Here is an 18,673-nt window from a genome sequence, read left to right on the forward strand (position 1 = left end):
CCAACGTCATTCAGCTTCCCGACGCAGCGCCTTTCCACCCGCGCCACAGGGCCTGCGTTGCCGCAGCCACCCCACTGTGCCCTTTTTGCGCTTGGCACTGTGTCTATAAATGTCGCCCGCAACCTTCCAGGGTGGTCTTGCCCGGCGCCATGCCGCGCGATCCACACCCACAAGGAGGCCCCATGCGCCGCATCCTCATCCTGCTTGCCACCCATCTGCTCACCCTCGGCCTTGGCTTCGGCCTGGGCGTCTATCTGCTGCCGATCCTGATCGCCCCCGATGACCCGCCGGTCGCGCAGGTGCAGGCCGCCATGACTGATGCCACCTACCGCACCACCTTCCGTCGCGACCTCAAGGGCAGCGATGCGGTGCACTGGGCCGAAGGCAAGGTCAGCGTCAGCCCGCGCCAGGTCGCCTTCGACGGCAAGATGGGCCCGGGCCCCGACTACAAGGTCTATCTGGTCCGCGACTTCGTCGACAACAAAGCCGATTTCCTGAAGATCAAGGCACAGGCGCAGCGCATTGGTGAAGTAAAGACCTTCAACCGTTTCCTGGTGGATGTGCCCGACACCGTGGACGTCGACGACTACACCACGGTGGTGGTGTGGTGCGAGCGCTTCTCGCAGTTCATTTCCGCAGGGCAGTACCGTACGCCGGGCTGACCGAGGCATGGGGTCGGATCCCTTTCCTCCGGAAAGGGATCCGACCCCGCAATCACGAAGCTGCCGGCCAGCGGCCGGCACTACCGATGCGCGGTTCACGCATATAGAAGAAGGAGGCGGAGCCGGCCGATAAGCCGGGTTCTGTCGTGGACAGTCATTCCTCTAGGCGTTACGTCACCGCAACGCTCAAGCAACCTACCCGGATCCAACGCGGGCCGCGCCAAAGGATCCCTATTTGGTCTTGCTCCAGGTGGGGTTTGCCGTGCCGGTCTGTTGCCAGACTCGCGGTGCGCTCTTACCGCACCATTTCACCCTTACCGGCCTTCCGAAGAAGACGTAGGCGGTATCTTTCTGTTGCACTTTCCGTCGGCTTGCGCCGCCCAGGCGTTACCTGGCACCTTGCCCTATGGAGCCCGGACTTTCCTCGGCACCCCCGAAGGGATGACGCGACTGTCTGGCCGGCTCCGCCAGCGCATATTCTAGCCTACGCACGCCCTTCCTGCCGTGCTGATCGCGGCGTCGGGTTCATCCATCCACGCATGGCGTGGATCTACCGATTCCGCTGCCCTGGTGGGTGCGGATTCCGCTTTGGTGGGTGCGGACCTCGGTCCGCACGATCCATCAACTGCCGTACAACGCCTTGCGCGGTGCGCCAGTCAGCTCGGCAGCCAGCTTGGCGGCAGTCGACGGCGGCAGATGCTCGCTCAGCTTGGCGTAGACGCGGCGGCCATGCGCCAGTTGCGCTTCTTCGTCATCACCCGCGCCCTGCACCATCACCACGAACTCGCCCTTGCGCTGGTTCTCGTCGGCTTCCACCTTCGCCAGCAGACCGGCCAGGTCACCATCAAGCACGGTCTCGAACAGCTTGGTCAGCTCGCGGGCCAGCACCGCCGGTCGTTCGCCGCCGAAGATTGCCGCCATGTCGGCCAGCGACTCGGCGATGCGGTGCGAGGATTCATAGAACACCATCGTGCGCACTTCGCCGGCCAACGCCTGCAAGCGGTCGCGGCGGCCGCTGGCCTTGGCCGGCAGGAAGCCCTCGAAGCTGAAGCGGTCGCTGGGCAGGCCGGCCACGCTCAGCGCGGCGATGGCGGCACAGGCACCGGGAATCGGGCTGACCTTGATGCCGGCCGCGCGCGCGGCACGCACCAGCCGGAAACCAGGATCGCTGACCAGCGGGGTGCCGGCATCGCTGACCAGCGCCAGCGATTCGCCAGCCTGCAGGCGCGAGACCAGGCGCTGTGACAGCGCCTCCTCATTGTGTTCGTGCAGGGCCACCAGCGGCTGCTGGATGCCGAAATGGGACAGCAGCTGGCCACTGCGGCGGGTGTCTTCGGCACAGATGGCCGCCACCGAACGCAGCACCTCCTGCGCGCGCGGGCTCAGATCGGCCAGGTTGCCGATCGGGGTGGCGACGACGTACAGGGTTGGCACACTCATTTCAGCGGTACTCACGGGGCAAGGGTAGAATCGTAGCGTGTACCCGGCCAAGGCCGCTGCCCTCATCGCATGGACCCGATCATGAACAAGCCCGCCGCACGGATCTCCGCCCTGTCGTTGTCGCTGATGCTGCTGGCCGGCTGTGCCACCACCAGCCTGACCAGCACGCCCGATTCGCCGGCCCAGAGCCAGGCGCTGGCGCTGATCGAACAGGGCAAGCCGCGCGACGCCGCACTGCAGCTGGAAGGCCTGGCCGCCACCCTGCGCGGCGGTGCCCGCAGCAATGCGCTGGCCGATGCCGCCTGGGCCTGGCACCTGGCCGGTGACAGTGCGCGCGCACGCAGCCTGCTGGGCCAGCTCACCGCCCGCCAGCTGTCCGGTGCCAGCCTGCAGCGCTACCAGCTGACCGGCGCCGAGCTGGCGCTGGCCGACAAGCAGCCGGCGCAGGCACTGGCACTGCTGAAGGACCATGCCGACAGTGTTGCCGCCAGCCTGCGCACACGCTGGCTGCTGGCCCGCGCCCAGGCCCTGCAGGCCACTGGCGATGCCTTCGGCGCCGCCAACGAGCGGGCCCGCGCCCATGCCGGCCTGACCGGCAGCGCGCGCAGTGAAAACCAGGCTGCAATCTCCGGCCTGCTCGGCACCCTTGACGATGCCAGCCTGCGCAGCCGTGCCGCCGCATTGCCGGCCAACGATCCGCTGTACAACTTCGCCGGCCGTGCGCTGATCGCCCGCGGCCTGCCGCTGCCGCGCCCGTTCGACCGCGATGGCGCAGCCCAGTTCGACACCAGCAAGCGACCGCCGGCGATGAGCGACGGCTACCGACCGCCGGCCAAGCTGGCCGTGCTGCTGCCACTCAGCGGCCGCCTGGCCACCGCCGCGCAGCCGGTCCGTGACGGCCTGCTGGCCGCGTACTACGGCGAGACCCGCCGTCGCCCGGAGATCAACTTCATCGACACCGCCGGCACCCCGGCCGGTGCCCTCGCCGCCTACGACAAGGCCGTCGCCTCCGGTGCCGACTTCGTGGTCGGCCCGCTGGGCCGCGACGAAGTGGACGCCGTGTACGGCCGCCAGCAGCTGCAGGTACCGGTGCTGGCGCTGAACCGCGGCAAGGATGCACCGCCGGCCGGCAGCGCCGGTTTCTCGCTGGCACCGGAAGACGACGGCATCGTCGCCGCCGAGTACCTGCGTGGACGCGAACGCAACCGCGCACTGGTGATCAGCAGCAATGACGACACCGGCCGCCGTTCCGCTGCCGCCTTCGCCCAGCGCTTCGCGCAGCGCGGCGGCCAGGTCGCGGCCACCTTCAACGTCAGCGATGCCGTGGGCGATGTCAGCGCGCAGGTGCGCAATGCCGGCCAGGTCGATGCCGTGTTCCTCGCCGTGCGCGCCCCGCAGGCGCGACTGCTGGCGCCGCAGCTGGCGCTGGCCGGTGCCGGTGGTGCCACCCGCGTCGGTACCTCGCAGCTGACCGTCGGCAGCGGCAAGGTGGAAGAGGACGTGGCCCTGGACGGCATCGTCTACCCGAACGAAGCCTGGAACGTGCGCAGCGTGTCCGGCCTGCCGTCGGCCAGCCAGGTGGCCAGCACCCTGCCCAGCGCTCGCGGTGCGGCCGGCCGCCTGTTCGCCTTCGGCGCCGATGCCTGGAAGATCACCGCCTACCTGGACAAGCTGTCCAACGAAGGCGGCCTGGACGGTGCCACCGGCACCCTGTTCCTGGACAGCAACGGCAACATCCTGCGCCAGCCGGCGTGGTCCACCTTCAATGGCGGCCGGCCGATGCCGATCGTCGGTGGTCGCTGAGCGCAGCCAACGTGGCTCGGCGGTGGAAGCCGCCGCCGAGCAGCACCTGCAACAGGCCGGACTGCAGCCGCATGCGCGCAACGTGCGTTACCGCGGCGGTGAACTGGACCTGGTGATGGACGATGCCGGCACCGTGGTGTTCGTGGAAGTGCGCTATCGCGCGCGCTCCGATTTCGGTGGCGGCGCCGCCTCGGTGGATGCGCGCAAGTGCCGGCGCCTGGCGCATGCCGCGCAGCTGTTCCTGCAGGACAACCCGGCGCTGGCCAATGCACCCTGCCGTTTTGATGTGGTGGAGGCCACGGGCGAGCCGCCGCAGCTGCGGTGGCTGCGTGATGCGTTCCGGCTGGATGACTGCTGATGGTTACCGTCCGCTCTGGTAGAGGCCGACCTTGGTCGGCGCTTCTGTGCCAACCAAGGTTGGCACCTACCAGAGCGCAGCCTGGCCGGCACGACCACGGTGCGTGACTGATGCCGTCGATCATCACCCATGCCGCTGTGCCGTTGGCGCTCTGGTGCGCCGCTGATCGTGGCCGCATCCCACCACGCCTGCTTGCTGCCGGTGTGATCGCTGCGATGCTGCCCGATGCCGACGTGCTGGCCTTCGCGCTGCAAATCCCCTACGCCGATGCGTTCGGCCATCGCGGCGCCAGTCATTCGTTGCTGTTTGCCTGCGTGCTGGCGGCGGTGGCCGCGGTGTTGGCGTTCTTTGGTAGCGGCCGACCTTGGTCGGCACACCGCAGTTCCGGTAGTCGCCGACCTTGGTCGGCGGTTCTGTGCCAACCAAGGTTGGCACCTACCAAGGCAGGGTCAACGGTGGCATCGACCCTACAAGCGGCGGTGTTCGTCTTCGTCTGCGCCGCCAGCCATCCGTTGCTGGATGCGATGACGTCCGGCGGCCTCGGTGTCGCCTTGGCCTGGCCATGGAGTGAGCAGCGCTTCTTCGCACCCTGGCGACCCATCCGCGTTTCACCCTTCGCGCCGCAGTTCTTCAGCGCGCGCGGCGTGTCCACCCTGCTCTCTGAACTGCGCTGGGTGTGGCTGCCGCTGGCTACCGTCGTTGTTGCCTGGAAACTGATCCAACCCGCTCCTGCTGCCCCACGAGACCTGTCATGAGTACTGCCCTGCCCGCCACCCTGGTTGCCGAACTGTCTGCCCTGCTGGGCGCGGAGGGCTGGCGCATGGATGACAACACGCTGGAGGCGAACGCCCAGGACAACTCATGGCGCCACCAGCGACCGGCGGCGGTGGCGCTGCCAGCCGACATCGAACAGGTGCAGGCGCTGGTGCGTGCCTGCCGCGCGCATGGCGTGGCACTGGTCGCGCGCGGTGCCGGCACCGGCACCACGGGTGCCGCCGTCCCACAGCCGGGCAGCATCGTGCTGTCGTTCACCCGCATGGATCGCATCGTCGAGATCCGCGCCGGTGACCGTTGCGCGGTGGTGCAGCCGGGCGTGCTCAACGGCACCCTGCAGCAGGCACTGGCCCCGCATGGCCTGTTCTGGGCGCCGGATCCATCCAGCGCCGAGATCTGCAGCATCGGCGGCAATCTTGCCTGCAATGCCGGTGGCCCGCGCGCAGTGAAGTACGGCACCAGCCGCGACAACGTGCTGGGCCTGGTGGCGGTGACCGGCACCGGTGACGTGATCCGCTGTGGTGGCGCCTACACCAAGGACGCCACCGGCTATGACCTCACGCATCTGCTGGTGGGCAGCGAAGGTACGCTGGCATTGATCGTGGAAGCCACGCTCAAACTGACCCCGTTGCCGGTCAGCCAGGCCGGCCTGCGCGTGCTGTATCGCGATGCCGATGCCGCCGCGGCCGCCGTATCGCGATTGATGTCGCAACCGGTGGTACCGACCCGCCTGGAGTTCATGGACGCGCGCAGCCTGGAGCTGCTGCGGCTGAATGGTGCCGACGTGCCGGAGGCCGGCGCGATGCTGCTGGTCGAAGCCGATGGTGACCACGACACCCTGCCCTACCTGCTGCAGGCACTGGCCAGCGCTGCCGAAGGCGACGGCATGATCGAACTGGACGTGGCGATGGAAGGCCGTGCACGCGACCAGCTGTGGGCCGCACGCAAGGCGCTGTCGCCCGCGCTGCGCAGCGTTGCACCGGGCAAGATCAATGAGGATGTGGTGGTACCGGTGTCGCGCATTCCGGAACTGGTGGCCGGCGTGCAGGCATTGGCGCGTGACTACACGCTGACCATCGTCACCTTCGGCCATGCCGGCAACGGCAACCTGCACGTCAACATCCTCTATCACCCGGACGATGCCGACGAGAACGCACGCGCGCATGCCGCGCTGCCGAAGATCTTCGAGCTGACGCTGGCGCTGGGTGGCACGCTGTCCGGCGAACACGGGATTGGCCTGGCCAAGCGCGATTTCATGGCGCAGGCGTTTACTCCAGCTACCTTGGCGACGATGCGTGCGATCAAAGCCGCGCTGGATCCGGATGGCATCCTCAACCCGGGCAAGGTGCTGCCGCCGGCATAGACCGCGCACCTGCCTGTAGAGCCGAGCCATGCTCGGCTCACCGCGCAAAGCGCGGACTTCCCGCTTGCGGAACGCAGACCAGCCGAGCGTGGGCTCGGCTCTACACCGGCCTGTCGCTCGCGATATCGATCAGGGTCTGACGGAAGCTGGGCAGCAGCACGCGGTTGCCATGCCCGCTCAGATGATCATTGTCGAAGAACAGCGGTTCACCGTCTTCCACTGCCGAACAGGTGTCTGGCCCGCACAGCAACGGCAGCGGATCCCACACCGTGAGCGATGGATAGCGCGCCGCCAGCTCAGCCAGCAACGCCATCTGCGGCGCACGCAGCCTTTCCAGATCGGCACGCGGCACGCTCAGGCCACCGGCACAGGCAGGATTGCGGCGGTTGAACCAATCCGAGCAGCGATAGGCCCCGGCCTTGAACAACGGCAGCGGTGCATCCACAACCACGTGCACGCCCAGCTTCTGCAAACGCCCAAGAACACGATCAGCCTCATCACGCGCCGCCTGCGCATGGGCCGGCGTGCGCTCGGCCAGTAGTTGTTGATAGATCTGCTGTGCGTCCTGCTGCTGCCAATCGAACCCACGCAGCTCCGGCATGCGCAATGCCGCCAGCAGCACGATGTCACCCGGGCGCGCCTCGTTCTCGATGGTCGACAGTGCGTCTTCGATGAAGCCCCGGCAATCGGCCGGGCTGGCCCGCAGCAGGTTGACGAAGCTGCAGCCGCCGCGATCCTGCTGGTGCACCTCCATGCCGGTCTGCCGCGCGACCATGCTGGTCATCGTGCGGTAGGCCGCCGCGTGCGAATCGCCCACCACGAACAGGCGCCGCCCCTCCAATGCCGGTGCACTCACCGGCTCCAGCGGCCGCCATGCGGGATAGCGACGCGCCTGCCATGCGTAGCCATCGCGGGTAACGCTGAGCGAGATCTGCTCGTGGTATTCCACCGTAGCCCACGCTCCTGCGCCGCACAGCGCCACCAGCGGCAACGCCATCGCCAGCACCTTGGCCGGCGCCAGGCGCAGCAGCGGCGCCGCACTGCGTAGCGGGCGCTCGATGAAGTGATAAGACCCGGCGGATATCGCCAGCAGCAGCACCGGATACAGCCACAGCGCGGCGCCGTGCAGGCCGTAGGTCCAGCGCAGCAGCACCAGCAACGGCCAGTGCCACAGGTACAGCGAATAGGACAGCCGGCCCAGATACGCCAGCGGCGCGCATCCCAATGCGTGGCCGATGCGCGATGTCCCCGGCACCGACACACTCGCCAGCAGCATCAACGTGCCGGCCACGGTGGCCAGTACGCCTGGAACTGGCATCGCCAGCTGGGGGGCAATCACCACACCCGTGGCCAGCAGCGCCAGACCGGCCACGGCAACCGCATCCCCTTTCTGGCGCGGCGTACGCGTACGCATCCACTGGTAGAGCAGCGCGCCCGCGGCCAGCTCCCAGAACCGCGCCGGCAGCAGATAGAACGCTGCCGCCGGTGCTGCCTGCGCCTGCCAGCCGGCCCACACCAGCGACAGCACGGTGAGCACCGGCAACAGCCAACGCGACCACGGCCAGCGCTCACGCCCACGCAGCCACACGAAGAACAGCAGCGGGAAGAGCAGATAGAACTGCTCCTCCACGCCCAGCGTCCACGTGTGCAGGAACGGGTTGAGTTCCGCGCCGGGCGAGAAGTAGTCGTCCTGCTGGCCAGCCAGCACGATGTTGCTGAAGCCGACCAGCGCGGCCCAGCCGGTCTGGTCGAACTGCTCGTTGCGCCACGCGCGGGGAATGAACAACGCCGACAGCACGAAGGTGGCCATCAGCATCACCAGCAATGCCGGCAACAGGCGCAGCACGCGGCGGCGGTAGAAGTCGAGCAGCATCGCGCCCAGCGACGCATGGGTGCGCGAGGCCAGCGACTGGCTGATCACGAAGCCGGACACCACGAAGAACAAGTCAACGCCGGTGAAGCCACCGGGCAGCCACGTTGCGTTGGTGTGGAAGACGACGACGGCCAGCACCGCCAATGCACGCAGGCCATCGATGGCGGCGTTGTGGGAACGTTCGGGCGCGGACATGTGGGATGCGGAAGTGAGCGATCCGGCAGCATCACCAGCCACCCCGCAGTCATTCAATGGACGATCGCGACAGAGCAGGTATGTGTTTAGGTTCGATCCAGCCTGTGAGCCAGAGTAGAGCCGAGCCATGCTCGGCTGCTCTTCGTGCAGATCGCGATGAGCCGAGCGTGGGCTCGGCGCTCCGCGCGTTTCAGGCCGTGCTCTGTTGTCTGGGGCCTGATTCCAGGTTCGCTCGAGCTCTCCCGAGCCTGCAATTGATCCCTCACCCCATGAGATTCGGGTCCGTCACCGGCAACAGGTCATAACTGGCCAGATCCATCTCAACGCGGTGAACCTTGTCTACCTGCGCGTCGTCGCAAGGATCGAAAACACCCGGCACCGAAACGATCACCGTACCCAAGCCATCGACCGGGTGCACAGCGTGCGCATCGCGCAACTGCGGGTGCGTTATCTGCACGGGGACGAAGCCCATCCAGCCAAAGAACTGCCGGTGTTGGTATAGGCGCCGGTTGATCTGGTAATAAATCAACTCACTTCCAGGCGTTCTAGCTTTGACATCTGTACAGGCAAAGTCGGGCTGGATTGCCTTCACCGACTCGATCATCGCGTTGAGCATGACCGGGGAAATTGTCTCGCCAAACGGGGCGATCCCTTTCACGCTCAGGCTATTGCGCCCCGTTGTTGGGTTCAAGTCGAGCACGACCACCCCCGGCCTGCGCCAATCCCGATCATTGTCAACGTTGGCCAGCATCAGGGAAGCTCCAAGTTCTTCATAGTCGCCGTACCGTTCTCGACTCCTTTCAATGCCTAACTTCATTGAGGCAAGCAAAGCACCCGCATCTTCCAGCGATACGTACCTGTCCTTGGGCCCCCTGGGCAGCGCATACCAACGCTTCATCAACGGGTGCATCCGCGCCAAGCTTTGGGTGAGCCCCACTGCCTTGCTCAACACCTCTTCAGGCGTGCGGGAAACAGGCCTTGTCCATAGATTGGTTTGAGCGCCAAGGATCATGCATTTGCTCCAGGAAATGGCTCGTATCTGCAGATAAGAGGGTCGAGGTAATTCATCGCTATCGCTGCGGCCATTGCCCGCGGTTGCATGAAGCACCATAGGAGTTTGGCTGGCGCACCACCAATCGCAATCGCGGCGCGCTGCCTAGCCATCTGTTCACTCCATGCACCAAACACACCATGCCGGACGAACCCATACTTTTCGTCGCCATCTTCATCAATGAAATGGTCATATCTCCCCTTCGCCTCCACTACCGTGCATTCCCGCAACCAGAACCCATCAAACTCGCAGGCGTTGAAATGCCATTCCTGCACGGTGCGTGAGAACCCATCACGGTTGAGATAGTCGAATAGGGTATCCACCGAGAACAACCGCCGCGCGGGATCCGTCTTGTCAGCAACCAGGAAGCCAAAACGCAGCGGTGCCGAGCGCAGATTGGCGATATAGAGCTGGTACTCGTAGTTGACCAGATTGCGTTGGGTGACATAGCGCGGCGTGAGGGGGGGACCCATGAAGCCCTGCTTCAGCAGGCACTCGTTGCATGCGGTCTCGTCGGGCATTTCCGAACAATCCACTTCCCGAGCCTTGCTCTGCGGCTCGGTACGCGCCTCGGGTTTGGCTTCGCCGCGCACCCGTTGATGGATGCCGTCCACCACATCGCGAATGCCATCCATCACGTCAGCGGTGGTCGGCCCACCGTATGGATCCACCGGATGGCCATCTTCATCCACGCCACCGGCGCCACCTCCAACGCCGGGCCCAAGCCAGGGCCGGGGTCCGATGATTCTTGTGCCCATGTGCAGCTCCTTGCTGTTCTGCCAGATTCAAAAGCAAATCCGCCGCTGGCCGCTTGGAGTTCTTTCATTCGGCGTACCAGGTACATCGCGTCTGGGCGGCAAGCGACGGGTATGGCCGAACGTATCAACGCCCCCTGCCGCGTGCACTCTCATGCAGCATGCACTGTGCGCCTGGCTCTGCAGCGACACGCGCATGCGCAGGTGGCGCAAGCCGTGGCCTCTTCACGACGTGTGGCCAGGGTACGCCGACCGCTATTACCCACCTAAGCAGATTGCGACAGATCGCGCGCTGACAGACGGCTGCGAGCGCTGGCGCTTTCCTGGCCCGATAGGGGCGATAGGGGATTGCCTACTGGGCCTTGGCGGGGCATGCAGTTGCGCGCGAAGCGTAGCCGAGCGTGGGCTCGGCTCTACAAGAATGTCGCGATTGCCACGCTGAGGCGCGCGCCACGCGTCTGCAACACTTTCCAGCTTTCCAACAATTCTCATTGGCAGCATTGGCGCTTCATGCAAATCATGTAGCGCCACCGACAACGGGTGGCACGGGCTTGCAATCCCGTTTGGAGTATCTGTTGGTTACGCTTGTCTGCCGGCGTCGCTCATCCCCTGTGGGTGGCGCCGGCAGGCATTCTGCCCGCGCACCTATGGCGGGCGGTACGTGGGGGCCTCGTGCCCGCCGGCGTCTTGCAGATATTCCACCGGTATTGCAACCACGCACCGTCCGCCACCCTCGCTGTTAAGCGGGGTGGCTTCTTCGTCGCCAGCACAAGGAAGCCGCCATGACTGCCACACACTACCCGTACCTGTTCGCCACCCTCGGCGAGGCTGCCAACGATCTGCCCGAAGCCATCGCCCGCGCACTGGAAACCACACTCAGCGCTGCGCACGGCAGCGGCGCGCCCTCCAGCACCGCACTGTTGGCATGCCTGCAGCGCATCCGCCAGGTCGAGGCCGCCGACGGCCAGCCCTGGCCAGAGAAGGACCGTACATCGGGACACCGCATGGCCATGGCGCGTGCCAACCGCGCCAATGCCGGGCTGACCGTGCTGCTGGAACTCCTGCACGCGACCGAACGCGTGCGCGTAGATGGCGATGATGACCAGCAGGTGGGTGACGACGTGCGCGAGGGATTGCTGCTGGCCTGTCGTGGCCTGGCCGAGTATGTGGATGTGCAGTTGCACGCGGCGTAGCGCCGGGCGATGCCGGTGCACCTCCACCTGGGTAGGTGTCGACCTTGGTCGACACATTCGCGCCAACCAAGGTTGGCACCCACCAGAGCAATACCGATGCACCCCTGCTTCGGTAGGTGTCGACCTTGGTCGACACACTCGTGCCAACCAAGGTTGGCACCCACCAGGGCAATGCCGATGCGCCCCCGCTTTGGTAGGTGTCGACCTTGGTCGACACATTCGTACCAACCAAGGTTGGCACCTGCCAGGGCAATGCCGATGCGCCCCCGCTTCGGTAGATGTCGACCTTGGTCGACACATTCATGCCAACCAAGGTTGGCACCTGCCAGGGCAATACCGATGCGCCCCCGCTTTGGTAGGTGTCGACCTTGGTCGACACATTCGCACCAACCAAGGTTGGCACCCACCAGGGCAATGCCGATGCGCCCCTGCTTCGGTAGGTGTCGACCTTGGTCGACACGGAGTTGCCACCGGCCGCTGAAACATTCGCGCCAACCAAGGTTGGCACCTACCAGAGCAACATCAATCTGACCCCACCCCGAAGGTTGGCACCCACCAGGGCAGTACCGCTGCGGCTACGCGAAGTGCTGGTAACCGCCGTCGGCGGCTTCGCCATCCACGTGTACGCCCCGCCCTTCGGCGATGCGGCCGATTCGGGTGAGCGGCACGTCCAGCGATTCGGCCAGGTAGTGCAGCGCATCGCGCTGGTCGGCGGCGGCGGTGAAGCACAGCTCGTAGTCGTCACCACCGCGCAGTGCGCAGTCGCGCGCGCCATCGCGGCCGAGCAGTTCACGCAGCGCGTGCGAGATCGGAAGCGAATCGGCATCCACATGCGCGGCCACGTTGCTGCGCGTGGCGATGTGACCCAGATCGGCCAGCAGGCCATCGGATACATCCACTGCCGCGTGCGCGAACGCACGCAGGCGCAGGCCCAGGGTCACACGCGGCGTCGGCCGCAGCAGACGCAGGCGCAGGCTTTCGTAGTCGGCCAGCAGCGTGGCGGTGGCGATGCTCAACGCAGCTTGTTGCCACAGGCGCAGCGCACCGGCGGCATCGCCGAGCGTGCCGCTCACCCAGATATCATCGCCCACCTGCGCGCGGTCGCGACGCAGGGCCTGCCCACGCCCAACCTGGCCCATCGCTGTGACCGACAGCGACAGCGGGCCACGCGTGGTGTCGCCACCGATCAGCGCGATGTCGTGCTGGTCGGCCAGGGCGAAGAAGCCATCGGCGAAGGCATCGATCCAGTCTTCAGTGGCTTCCGGCAGCGACAACGCCAGCGTGCACCACGCCGGGCGCGCGCCCATCGCAGCCAGGTCCGACAGGTTGACCGCCAGGGTCTTCCAGCCGATGTCGAAGGCCGGGGTTTCCACCGGGAAGTGCACGCCGCTGTTGAGCGTGTCGGCGGTGACCACCAGTTGCTCATTGGCACGCGGCTGCAGCAGCGCAGCGTCGTCGCCGATGCCGAGCAGGATGTCGTCGCGCTCGAGGGTGCGGGCGCGGATGCGGTCAATGAGGGCGAATTCGGCCAGGGACATGGGGCGCTCCCGCTGTTGTACGTGCCGCGCAGGGCGCGGTGGGCGGTAGTGCCGGCCGCTGGCCGGCAACCTCAGGATCCCTGCAGCTGCCGGCCAGCGGCCGGCACTACCACAGGTGGGTCAGTGACCCGATTCGACCTTGCGCCATTCCACGGCGGCACGATCCAGCACGCCGTTGACGTAGGTGTGGCCGTGCTCGGAGCCGAAGCGCTTGGCCGATTCGATGGCTTCGTTGATCACCACACGGTACGGCACGTCCAGGCGGTAGCGCAGCTCGTAGGCGGCCAGGCGCAGCACCGCGCGTTCGATCGCGTCCACTTCTTCGATGCCACGGTCCAGGTACGGGCCGAGCGCTTCATCGATGTCGCGGCGGTTGTCGAGCACGCCGTGCAGCAGTGCTTCGAAGTACGCCAGGTCGGCGATTTCGCGGGCCTGCTCGTGGGCGAACTGGGCGATCAGCGACTGGGCGTTGCCGCCGGAGATCTGCCAGGCGTAGATGGCCTGCACGGCACGACGGCGTGCGCGCGAGCGCAGCACCGGATCGACGCCATCGCGGCGGACGGGTTTACCGGAGGGCTTGCCCTGGGTGTTCTTGTTCATGGCAGCTGCTCCAGAAGATTGACCATTTCCAATGCGGCGAGTGCGACTTCCTCGCCCTTGTTGCCGTGGCTCCCGCCTGCGCGGGCCTCGGCGTCTTCAACGCGTTCCACCGCCAGCACGCCGTTCAGCACCGGCACGCCGAAGTCCAGCTGCACGCGCATCAGGCCTTCGGCGCAGCGGTCGGCCACGTGTTCGTAGTGACGGGTATCGCCACGGATCACGCAGCCCAGGGTGAGGATGGCGGCGTGTTCATGGGCGGCGGCCAGGCGCGCGGCCACCAGCGGCAGTTCCCAGGCACCCGGCACGCGGATCACGTCGATGTTGGCTTCGGTGATGCCGTTGCCGGCCAGGCTCTGGCGGGCGCCAGCGACCAGCGTGTCGGTGATGCGGGCGTTCCAGCGGCTGGCCAGGATGGCGAAGCGCGCCGATTCGGGAGTGCGAAGATCGCCTTCGAAGTGGCTCATATGCGGCTTGGGGGACTCGATAAGGGGGTAATTCTAGCGTGGATGGGCCCCGGCCGTGGCTGATGGGGCCCCGGGGGCGTGCCGACCCATGGTCGGCACCCACCGTTGGCGGAGATGTGGTAGTGCCGGCCGCTGGCCGGCAATCCCGGGGATGCGGTTGCCGGCCAGCGGCCGGCACTACCCATTACAGGGTCACCGTCTCCACCACTTCCAGGCCGTACCCGGCCAGGCCGATCTGGCGGCGCGGGGTGCCCAGCACGCGCAGCTTGCCCAGGCCCAGGTCGGACAGGATCTGCGCACCGGCACCGTTGCGGCGCCACTGGCCCACGTCCTTGTCCTTGCCCGGCACCACCGGCGCCGGCTGCTGGCGCAGGCGGGCCAGCAGGGCTTCGCCATCGCGCGGGGCCGACAGCACCACCATTACGCCCGCGCCTTCGGCATCGATGGCACGCAGGGCATCGGTGGCGGCCACGCCGAAGTCGTCACGGCGCCAGTGCAGCAGGTCGGCCAGCGGGTTTTCCACCTGCACGCGGACCAGGGTCGGCGTTTCCGCGTCCGGGGTGCCACGCACCAGCGCGAAGTGCAGGTCGTGGGCGATGCGATCGCGGTAAGTGACCAGCTTGAACGGGCCGAATTCGGTGTCGATCTCGCGCTCGTCCACGCGCTCGACGGTCTTTTCGGTGGCCAGGCGGTAGGCGATCAGGTCGGCGATGGAGCCCATCTTCAGGCCGTGCTCGCGGGCGAACACTTCCAGCTCCGGGCGGCGCGCCATGCTGCCATCCGGGTTCAGGATCTCCACCAGCACGCCGGCCGGTTCCAGCCCGGCCAGCATGGCCAGGTCCACGGCCGCCTCGGTGTGGCCGGCGCGGGTCAGCACACCGCCCGGCTGGGCGATCAGCGGGAAGATGTGGCCCGGCTGGTGCAGGTCCGACGGCTTGGCATTGGGCTTCACTGCGGTGCGGATGGTGTGGGCGCGGTCGTGCGCCGAGATGCCGGTGGTGACGCCTTCCGCTGCTTCGATGCTGACCGTGAAATTGGTCTGGAACTGCGCGGTATTGGCCTGCACCATCGGCGCCAGGCCGAGATCGGCGGCGCGGGTGCGGTTCAGCGGCAGGCACACCAGGCCACGGCCATGGGTGACCATGAAGTTGATGTCGCTGGCCTTGACCAGCTCGGCGGCCATGATCAGGTCGCCTTCGTTCTCGCGGTCCTCGTCATCGACGATAACGACCATGCGACCCAGGCGGATGTCTTCCAGGATCTCCGGAATGGGGGCGAAATTCATGCGCGTGCTCCTTCGCCCAGCAGGCGTTCGACATAACGGGCGACCAGGTCGATTTCAAGATTGACCGCACTGCCCACGCCCGAGGCGGAGAAGGCGGTGTTGGCCACGGTGTGCGGGATCAGGGCGACTTCAAAGCCTTCGCCGTCCACTTCGTTGACGGTGAGGCTGACGCCGTCCACGCAGATCGAGCCCTTCTTGGCGATGTAGCGGCGCAGCGAGGCCGGCGCGGCGAATCGCCAGCGCTGGGCACGCGCATCTTCGTGGATGGACAGCACCTGGCCCAGGCCGTCGACGTGGCCGCTGACCAGATGGCCGCCAAGGCGGTCGGTCGGGCGCATGGCGCGCTCCAGGTTGATGACCGCACCTTCGCCCAGCTGCCCCAGCGTGGTCAGGCCCAGGGTCTCGGTGGAGGCATCGGCCTGGAAGCTGCTGGCGTCGAATGCGATGACGGTGAGGCAGACGCCGTTGATGGCAATGCTCTCGCCCATCTGCACGTTGTCGAACGGCAGATTCCCGACATTAAAGGTGAAGCGGACATCGCCGCCGATGGATTCGCGTGCGGCCAGACGGCCGACGCCTTCGATGATTCCAGTAAACAAGTAACGTTCTCCGCGAAAAGTGAGCGAAAAACGCCGCAAGGCAAACAGGCGCACGCAGGGCATGAGCCCTGTGGCACCGTCTTCTTTCATCCGGACTATGACCGTCGGCTCCGGCATTGGACCGGATCTGCTGACCCCCGGCCATGGGCCGGGGCGCTCGCGGGCTCGTGCTTGCGCACCTACCGCCGGTGGGGAATTGCACCCCGCCCTGAAGACGTTTGTGTACCGGCGAACCGGCGTGGTTAGTGTACCAGCCCGGGCTGAACGGGGTGGGTGACCGGGGTCGGATCCCTTTCCGCAGGAAAGGGCTCTGACCCCATGGACCGGTGGCACAGCAGCGCAGGGGTCAGAGCCGTTTCCCGATGGGAAACGGATCCGACCCCCAACCCCGGCCTGCCCCAACCTGTGACGGCCGTCGCTCGTAATTTGTAAAACTTTCATTAAAATCCTGCGCTGGACGACATGAGGTCGCCACGGGCAGCCCGCTGGGCAGGCCCGCCAAAGGACTGAAATTCACAGGAATTCCCATGCGCAAGATCCTGATCGTGGCCGCCCTGCTGGCCGCCGCCCCGTTCACGGCTTCGGCTGAAGCCCTGAGCTACACCTACGTTGAAGGCGGCTGGACGCAGGTCAAGGTTGACGACAACGCACTGGACGACCCCAAGGTCGACGGCGGCTACCTGCGTGGCTCGGTGGCCATCGCCGAACAGGTCTATGTGTTCGGTGGCTGGTCGCGCACCAGCAAGACCAATCACTACGGCAATGATTCGCTGAAGCTGGAACTGAACCAGCCGGAGCTCGGCATCGGCTACCACATGCCGTGGACCGACCGCCTGGACTTCACCGCCGATGCCGCGTGGGTGCGCCAGAACGCCGAAGCCACCGTCCGTTACGACGGCCTGCGTTTCAGCCAGAAGGATCACACCAATCTGGGCCGCGTCACCATGGGCATCCGCGGCAAGCCGTCGGCCATGACCGAAGCCTGGGCCAAGGCCGGCTACATGGATGGCGGCAACCACTTCAAGGGCACCTGGGTGGGCACCGTCGGCGGCCAGATCAACTTCACCCGGACCTGGGGCCTGGTAGGCGAGATCTCCGGCTACCGTGACGTCACCCAATACTCGGCCGGCGTCCGCGCCAGCTTCTGATCCAACGATCGCTCCTCGTCGTGCGATCGAACGGGCCCCGCGAGGGGCCCGTTTTTTTTCTTCTCAACCACAACGCCTTGGCCCGGGACGCAGTGCGTGTCGCTATCCGCAGCCTTGCACGGTCACTGCGCTCAGCGTCCCTAGGAACAGTACGAAAGGCATTCCCTTCCACCGCGACAAACGATTGCGGGGAAATTCAATGATTCCGGTACGTTGGCGCTGCTACCGCATCATTTACCGCAGCCAGTTGAGGACGTACGCGCCGGCATCGCGATTTCGTGGCCTTGTTTGATGACCCTGCAGCGCGTCATGTTCGATGCCAGCGCAAGGTAACCCGTATCGCGTCATGAAAAGACATTGGATCGTCGTAGGCGACACAACCCACAGCAACGGGCGCGTCATCACAGGATCGCCGTATACCGATATCGAGGGCAAAGCGGTCGCACGCGAAGGCGACCGGGCGACCTGCCCACTGCACCAGGGCATCTTTCCGATCGTGCAGGGTGAACCTACCCTGCTCATCGACGGACATCCCGTTGCACTGCACGGGCACCACCTCGCCTGTGGCTGCCAGCTGATCTCGACCCAGCAGCGATTGGTGTTTGTCACCGATGCCACTGCCGATGATGAACATCCCCAGAGGGAGCCTGCCCAGGCATCTGCTTCCAGACCCCCGGTCTGCCTGGAATGCTTGCGGGCTGCGGCCGCCAGTGCCGCCCCACTGCTGGCGCGCGCATGATCGGCCACTACGCCTATGCGCTGCTGGACTGTGCGCCGGATGAAGATCGCGAAGCAGCGCTGCATCACCATGCGACGCACAGCGCACTGATGCATCGCTCACTGTTCGCAGGACAACCCGAAGGAAACCTCCTGCACGCGTCACCGTATCTGCTCGAACTGCCGCGGGGTGCCATTGAACAGCCCATGCATCATTGGTTGCGGCAGCTCGGCCACCAGCCTGCGGGAACCACCTGTCTGCTCTCGGACGTACCGTTCGAGGAGGTGTTCCTCCATCTGCATGCACAGCTCGACATCGCCCTTCCCGATGGATCACTCGCGCTGATGCGCTACTACGATCCACGCGCATGGCTGCGCTACCGCGACGTACTGACGATGCAACAACTGCGGCAGCTCTTCGGGCCGATCAACTTGTGGCAGATCACCGTGGGCGGTCAGACATGGGGGCTGACCCGCAGCGAACTGGAGCAGCAGGAGGTAAACGATGCTGACATTGAGCACTGAGCAGTACGCGATGCTCCGTCTGCCCGACGCGGCTACATTCTGCAGCCCGCTCGCTGACGAGACACGTAGCGGATTTCCCGGCGAAACCGCGCATCTGAACGATGCAGCGCTCCTGCAGGCAGTGCGTACAAGCTACCGCCATGCAGTGACCTCACTGCACATCACCCATCTGCCCACGATAGTGCGCTGGGTGAAGGCCGACGTGGCCTGGGCACCTGGACTGCGCGATCACGCGCTGACCGTGGCGTGGTTCCGGCGGACCACCCACGCCAACGCAACGGCCGCCGATCTGCTGGCACTGCTCGCCTCGCGCTTTCTGTCCGACTGAAA

Annotated in this window: 19 protein-coding genes, 1 other RNA gene and 1 riboswitch; of the genes, 10 read left to right on the forward strand and 10 right to left on the reverse strand. The window is 66.2% G+C overall.

Translation table 11 applies throughout. The annotated features are described in order from the left end of the window. Positions 1-182 precede the first annotated feature (182 nt). Positions 183-662, forward strand: a complete 480-nt coding sequence (locus VPH47_RS18105; protein ID WP_110711043.1) for a DM13 domain-containing protein — start codon at positions 183-185, stop codon at positions 660-662. Positions 663-776: 114 nt separating this feature from the next. On the opposite strand, the gene rnpB is transcribed toward VPH47_RS18105, so the two are convergent. Beyond that, positions 777-1,128, reverse strand: an RNA gene (gene rnpB / locus VPH47_RS18110) — RNase P RNA component class A. Positions 1,129-1,283: 155 nt separating this feature from the next. After that, a complete protein-coding gene (gene rsmI, locus VPH47_RS18115; RefSeq protein WP_005408070.1) occupies positions 1,284-2,102 on the reverse strand; it encodes a 16S rRNA (cytidine(1402)-2'-O)-methyltransferase in 819 nt (272 codons plus the stop codon). Between the two features lie 81 nt (positions 2,103-2,183). On the opposite strand from rsmI, the gene VPH47_RS18120 reads away from it, so the two are divergent. From VPH47_RS18120 to VPH47_RS18135, 4 genes are all read left to right on the forward strand, one after another. Beyond that, positions 2,184-3,905, forward strand: a complete 1,722-nt coding sequence (locus tag VPH47_RS18120) for a penicillin-binding protein activator (protein ID WP_368851408.1) — start codon at positions 2,184-2,186, stop codon at positions 3,903-3,905. Then, the gene (locus tag VPH47_RS18125; RefSeq protein WP_324187340.1) at positions 3,895-4,263 is read left to right on the forward strand and encodes a YraN family protein; all 369 of its coding nucleotides are present in this window, start codon (positions 3,895-3,897) and stop codon (positions 4,261-4,263) included. The genes VPH47_RS18120 and VPH47_RS18125 overlap by 11 nt, the downstream gene beginning before the upstream one ends. 110 nt (positions 4,264-4,373) lie before the next feature. Then, positions 4,374-5,018: a metal-dependent hydrolase gene (locus VPH47_RS18130; RefSeq protein WP_368851409.1), complete on the forward strand. Its 645-nt coding sequence runs from the start codon at positions 4,374-4,376 to the stop codon at positions 5,016-5,018. Then, entirely contained in the window at positions 5,015-6,400 is a 1,386-nt protein-coding gene (locus VPH47_RS18135) for an FAD-binding oxidoreductase (protein ID WP_368851410.1), read from the forward strand. Before VPH47_RS18130 ends, VPH47_RS18135 begins: the two co-directional genes overlap by 4 nt. Positions 6,401-6,500: 100 nt before the next feature. On the opposite strand, the gene VPH47_RS18140 is transcribed toward VPH47_RS18135, so the two are convergent. The 3 genes from VPH47_RS18140 to VPH47_RS18150 form a co-directional block, all read right to left on the reverse strand. Continuing rightward, positions 6,501-8,468: an acyltransferase family protein gene (locus VPH47_RS18140; RefSeq protein ID WP_368851411.1), complete on the reverse strand. Its 1,968-nt coding sequence runs from the start codon at positions 8,466-8,468 to the stop codon at positions 6,501-6,503. 262 nt (positions 8,469-8,730) lie between these two features. Continuing rightward, positions 8,731-9,480 carry an Imm52 family immunity protein gene (locus tag VPH47_RS18145; RefSeq protein WP_164162123.1) on the reverse strand — a complete coding sequence of 250 codons (750 nt, stop codon included), beginning with the start codon at positions 9,478-9,480 and terminating at the stop codon, positions 8,731-8,733. Beyond that, on the reverse strand, positions 9,477-10,277 hold the full coding sequence (locus VPH47_RS18150; RefSeq protein ID WP_164162122.1) for a Tox-REase-5 domain-containing protein: 801 nt from the start codon (positions 10,275-10,277) through the stop codon (positions 9,477-9,479). The genes VPH47_RS18145 and VPH47_RS18150 overlap by 4 nt, the downstream gene beginning before the upstream one ends. 779 nt (positions 10,278-11,056) lie before the next feature. Here VPH47_RS18150 and VPH47_RS18155 point away from each other — a divergent pair. Next, on the forward strand, positions 11,057-11,467 hold the full coding sequence (locus VPH47_RS18155) for a hypothetical protein (RefSeq protein WP_164162121.1): 411 nt from the start codon (positions 11,057-11,059) through the stop codon (positions 11,465-11,467). Between the two features lie 575 nt (positions 11,468-12,042). On the opposite strand, the gene thiL is transcribed toward VPH47_RS18155, so the two are convergent. The 5 genes from thiL to VPH47_RS18180 form a co-directional block, all read right to left on the reverse strand. Further along, positions 12,043-13,005: a thiamine-phosphate kinase gene (gene thiL / locus VPH47_RS18160; protein ID WP_153856284.1), complete on the reverse strand. Its 963-nt coding sequence runs from the start codon at positions 13,003-13,005 to the stop codon at positions 12,043-12,045. A gap of 120 nt (positions 13,006-13,125) precedes the next feature. Then, a complete protein-coding gene (nusB, locus tag VPH47_RS18165) occupies positions 13,126-13,605 on the reverse strand; it encodes a transcription antitermination factor NusB (RefSeq protein ID WP_005408062.1) in 480 nt (159 codons plus the stop codon). After that, on the reverse strand, positions 13,602-14,069 hold the full coding sequence (ribH, locus tag VPH47_RS18170) for a 6,7-dimethyl-8-ribityllumazine synthase (RefSeq protein WP_005408061.1): 468 nt from the start codon (positions 14,067-14,069) through the stop codon (positions 13,602-13,604). The genes nusB and ribH overlap by 4 nt, the downstream gene beginning before the upstream one ends. Before the next feature lie 184 nt (positions 14,070-14,253). Further along, positions 14,254-15,354, reverse strand: coding sequence for a 3,4-dihydroxy-2-butanone-4-phosphate synthase (gene ribB / locus VPH47_RS18175; RefSeq protein ID WP_368851413.1), 1,101 nt, complete (start codon positions 15,352-15,354; stop codon positions 14,254-14,256). After that, positions 15,351-15,953 (reverse strand): riboflavin synthase, encoded by a 603-nt coding sequence (locus VPH47_RS18180; protein WP_180855239.1) that lies wholly within the window; start codon positions 15,951-15,953, stop codon positions 15,351-15,353. The genes ribB and VPH47_RS18180 overlap by 4 nt, the downstream gene beginning before the upstream one ends. A 74-nt stretch (positions 15,954-16,027) precedes the next feature. Then, positions 16,028-16,173: riboswitch (FMN riboswitch) on the reverse strand. A gap of 307 nt (positions 16,174-16,480) precedes the next feature. Here VPH47_RS18180 and VPH47_RS18185 point away from each other — a divergent pair. The 4 genes from VPH47_RS18185 to VPH47_RS18200 all read left to right on the forward strand — a co-directional run bounded on the left by VPH47_RS18185 (position 16,481) and on the right by VPH47_RS18200 (position 18,671). Further along, positions 16,481-17,101, forward strand: a complete 621-nt coding sequence (locus tag VPH47_RS18185) for a hypothetical protein (protein WP_368851414.1) — start codon at positions 16,481-16,483, stop codon at positions 17,099-17,101. A gap of 346 nt (positions 17,102-17,447) precedes the next feature. Continuing rightward, positions 17,448-17,840, forward strand: coding sequence for a PAAR domain-containing protein (locus VPH47_RS18190; protein ID WP_368851415.1), 393 nt, complete (start codon positions 17,448-17,450; stop codon positions 17,838-17,840). Beyond that, positions 17,837-18,343: a DUF4123 domain-containing protein gene (locus tag VPH47_RS18195; RefSeq protein WP_368851416.1), complete on the forward strand. Its 507-nt coding sequence runs from the start codon at positions 17,837-17,839 to the stop codon at positions 18,341-18,343. The genes VPH47_RS18190 and VPH47_RS18195 overlap by 4 nt, the downstream gene beginning before the upstream one ends. A gap of 10 nt (positions 18,344-18,353) precedes the next feature. Then, positions 18,354-18,671 (forward strand): hypothetical protein, encoded by a 318-nt coding sequence (locus VPH47_RS18200; protein WP_239506176.1) that lies wholly within the window; start codon positions 18,354-18,356, stop codon positions 18,669-18,671. Positions 18,672-18,673 lie beyond the last annotated feature (2 nt).

It is taken from the genome of Stenotrophomonas sp. WED208, from assembly GCF_040984485.1.
GTDB classification, from domain to species: domain Bacteria; phylum Pseudomonadota; class Gammaproteobacteria; order Xanthomonadales; family Xanthomonadaceae; genus Stenotrophomonas; species Stenotrophomonas riyadhensis.

Excerpts from the sequence above, each read along its gene's own strand:
- VPH47_RS18105 (WP_110711043.1), top strand. The coding sequence starts at position 183 with ATGCGCCGCATCCTCATCCTGCTTGCCACCCATCTGCTCACCCTCGGC.
- rsmI (WP_005408070.1), bottom strand. The coding sequence starts at position 2,102 with ATGAGTGTGCCAACCCTGTACGTCGTCGCCACCCCGATCGGCAACCTG.
- VPH47_RS18120 (WP_368851408.1), top strand. The coding sequence starts at position 2,184 with ATGAACAAGCCCGCCGCACGGATCTCCGCCCTGTCGTTGTCGCTGATG.
- VPH47_RS18130 (WP_368851409.1), top strand. The coding sequence starts at position 4,374 with ATGCCGTCGATCATCACCCATGCCGCTGTGCCGTTGGCGCTCTGGTGC.
- VPH47_RS18135 (WP_368851410.1), top strand. The coding sequence starts at position 5,015 with ATGAGTACTGCCCTGCCCGCCACCCTGGTTGCCGAACTGTCTGCCCTG.
- VPH47_RS18140 (WP_368851411.1), bottom strand. The coding sequence starts at position 8,468 with ATGTCCGCGCCCGAACGTTCCCACAACGCCGCCATCGATGGCCTGCGT.
- VPH47_RS18145 (WP_164162123.1), bottom strand. The coding sequence starts at position 9,480 with ATGATCCTTGGCGCTCAAACCAATCTATGGACAAGGCCTGTTTCCCGC.
- VPH47_RS18150 (WP_164162122.1), bottom strand. The coding sequence starts at position 10,277 with ATGGGCACAAGAATCATCGGACCCCGGCCCTGGCTTGGGCCCGGCGTT.
- VPH47_RS18155 (WP_164162121.1), top strand. The coding sequence starts at position 11,057 with ATGACTGCCACACACTACCCGTACCTGTTCGCCACCCTCGGCGAGGCT.
- thiL (WP_153856284.1), bottom strand. The coding sequence starts at position 13,005 with ATGTCCCTGGCCGAATTCGCCCTCATTGACCGCATCCGCGCCCGCACC.
- nusB (WP_005408062.1), bottom strand. The coding sequence starts at position 13,605 with ATGAACAAGAACACCCAGGGCAAGCCCTCCGGTAAACCCGTCCGCCGC.
- ribH (WP_005408061.1), bottom strand. The coding sequence starts at position 14,069 with ATGAGCCACTTCGAAGGCGATCTTCGCACTCCCGAATCGGCGCGCTTC.
- ribB (WP_368851413.1), bottom strand. The coding sequence starts at position 15,354 with ATGAATTTCGCCCCCATTCCGGAGATCCTGGAAGACATCCGCCTGGGT.
- VPH47_RS18185 (WP_368851414.1), top strand. The coding sequence starts at position 16,481 with ATGCGCAAGATCCTGATCGTGGCCGCCCTGCTGGCCGCCGCCCCGTTC.
- VPH47_RS18190 (WP_368851415.1), top strand. The coding sequence starts at position 17,448 with ATGAAAAGACATTGGATCGTCGTAGGCGACACAACCCACAGCAACGGG.
- VPH47_RS18195 (WP_368851416.1), top strand. The coding sequence starts at position 17,837 with ATGATCGGCCACTACGCCTATGCGCTGCTGGACTGTGCGCCGGATGAA.
- VPH47_RS18200 (WP_239506176.1), top strand. The coding sequence starts at position 18,354 with ATGCTCCGTCTGCCCGACGCGGCTACATTCTGCAGCCCGCTCGCTGAC.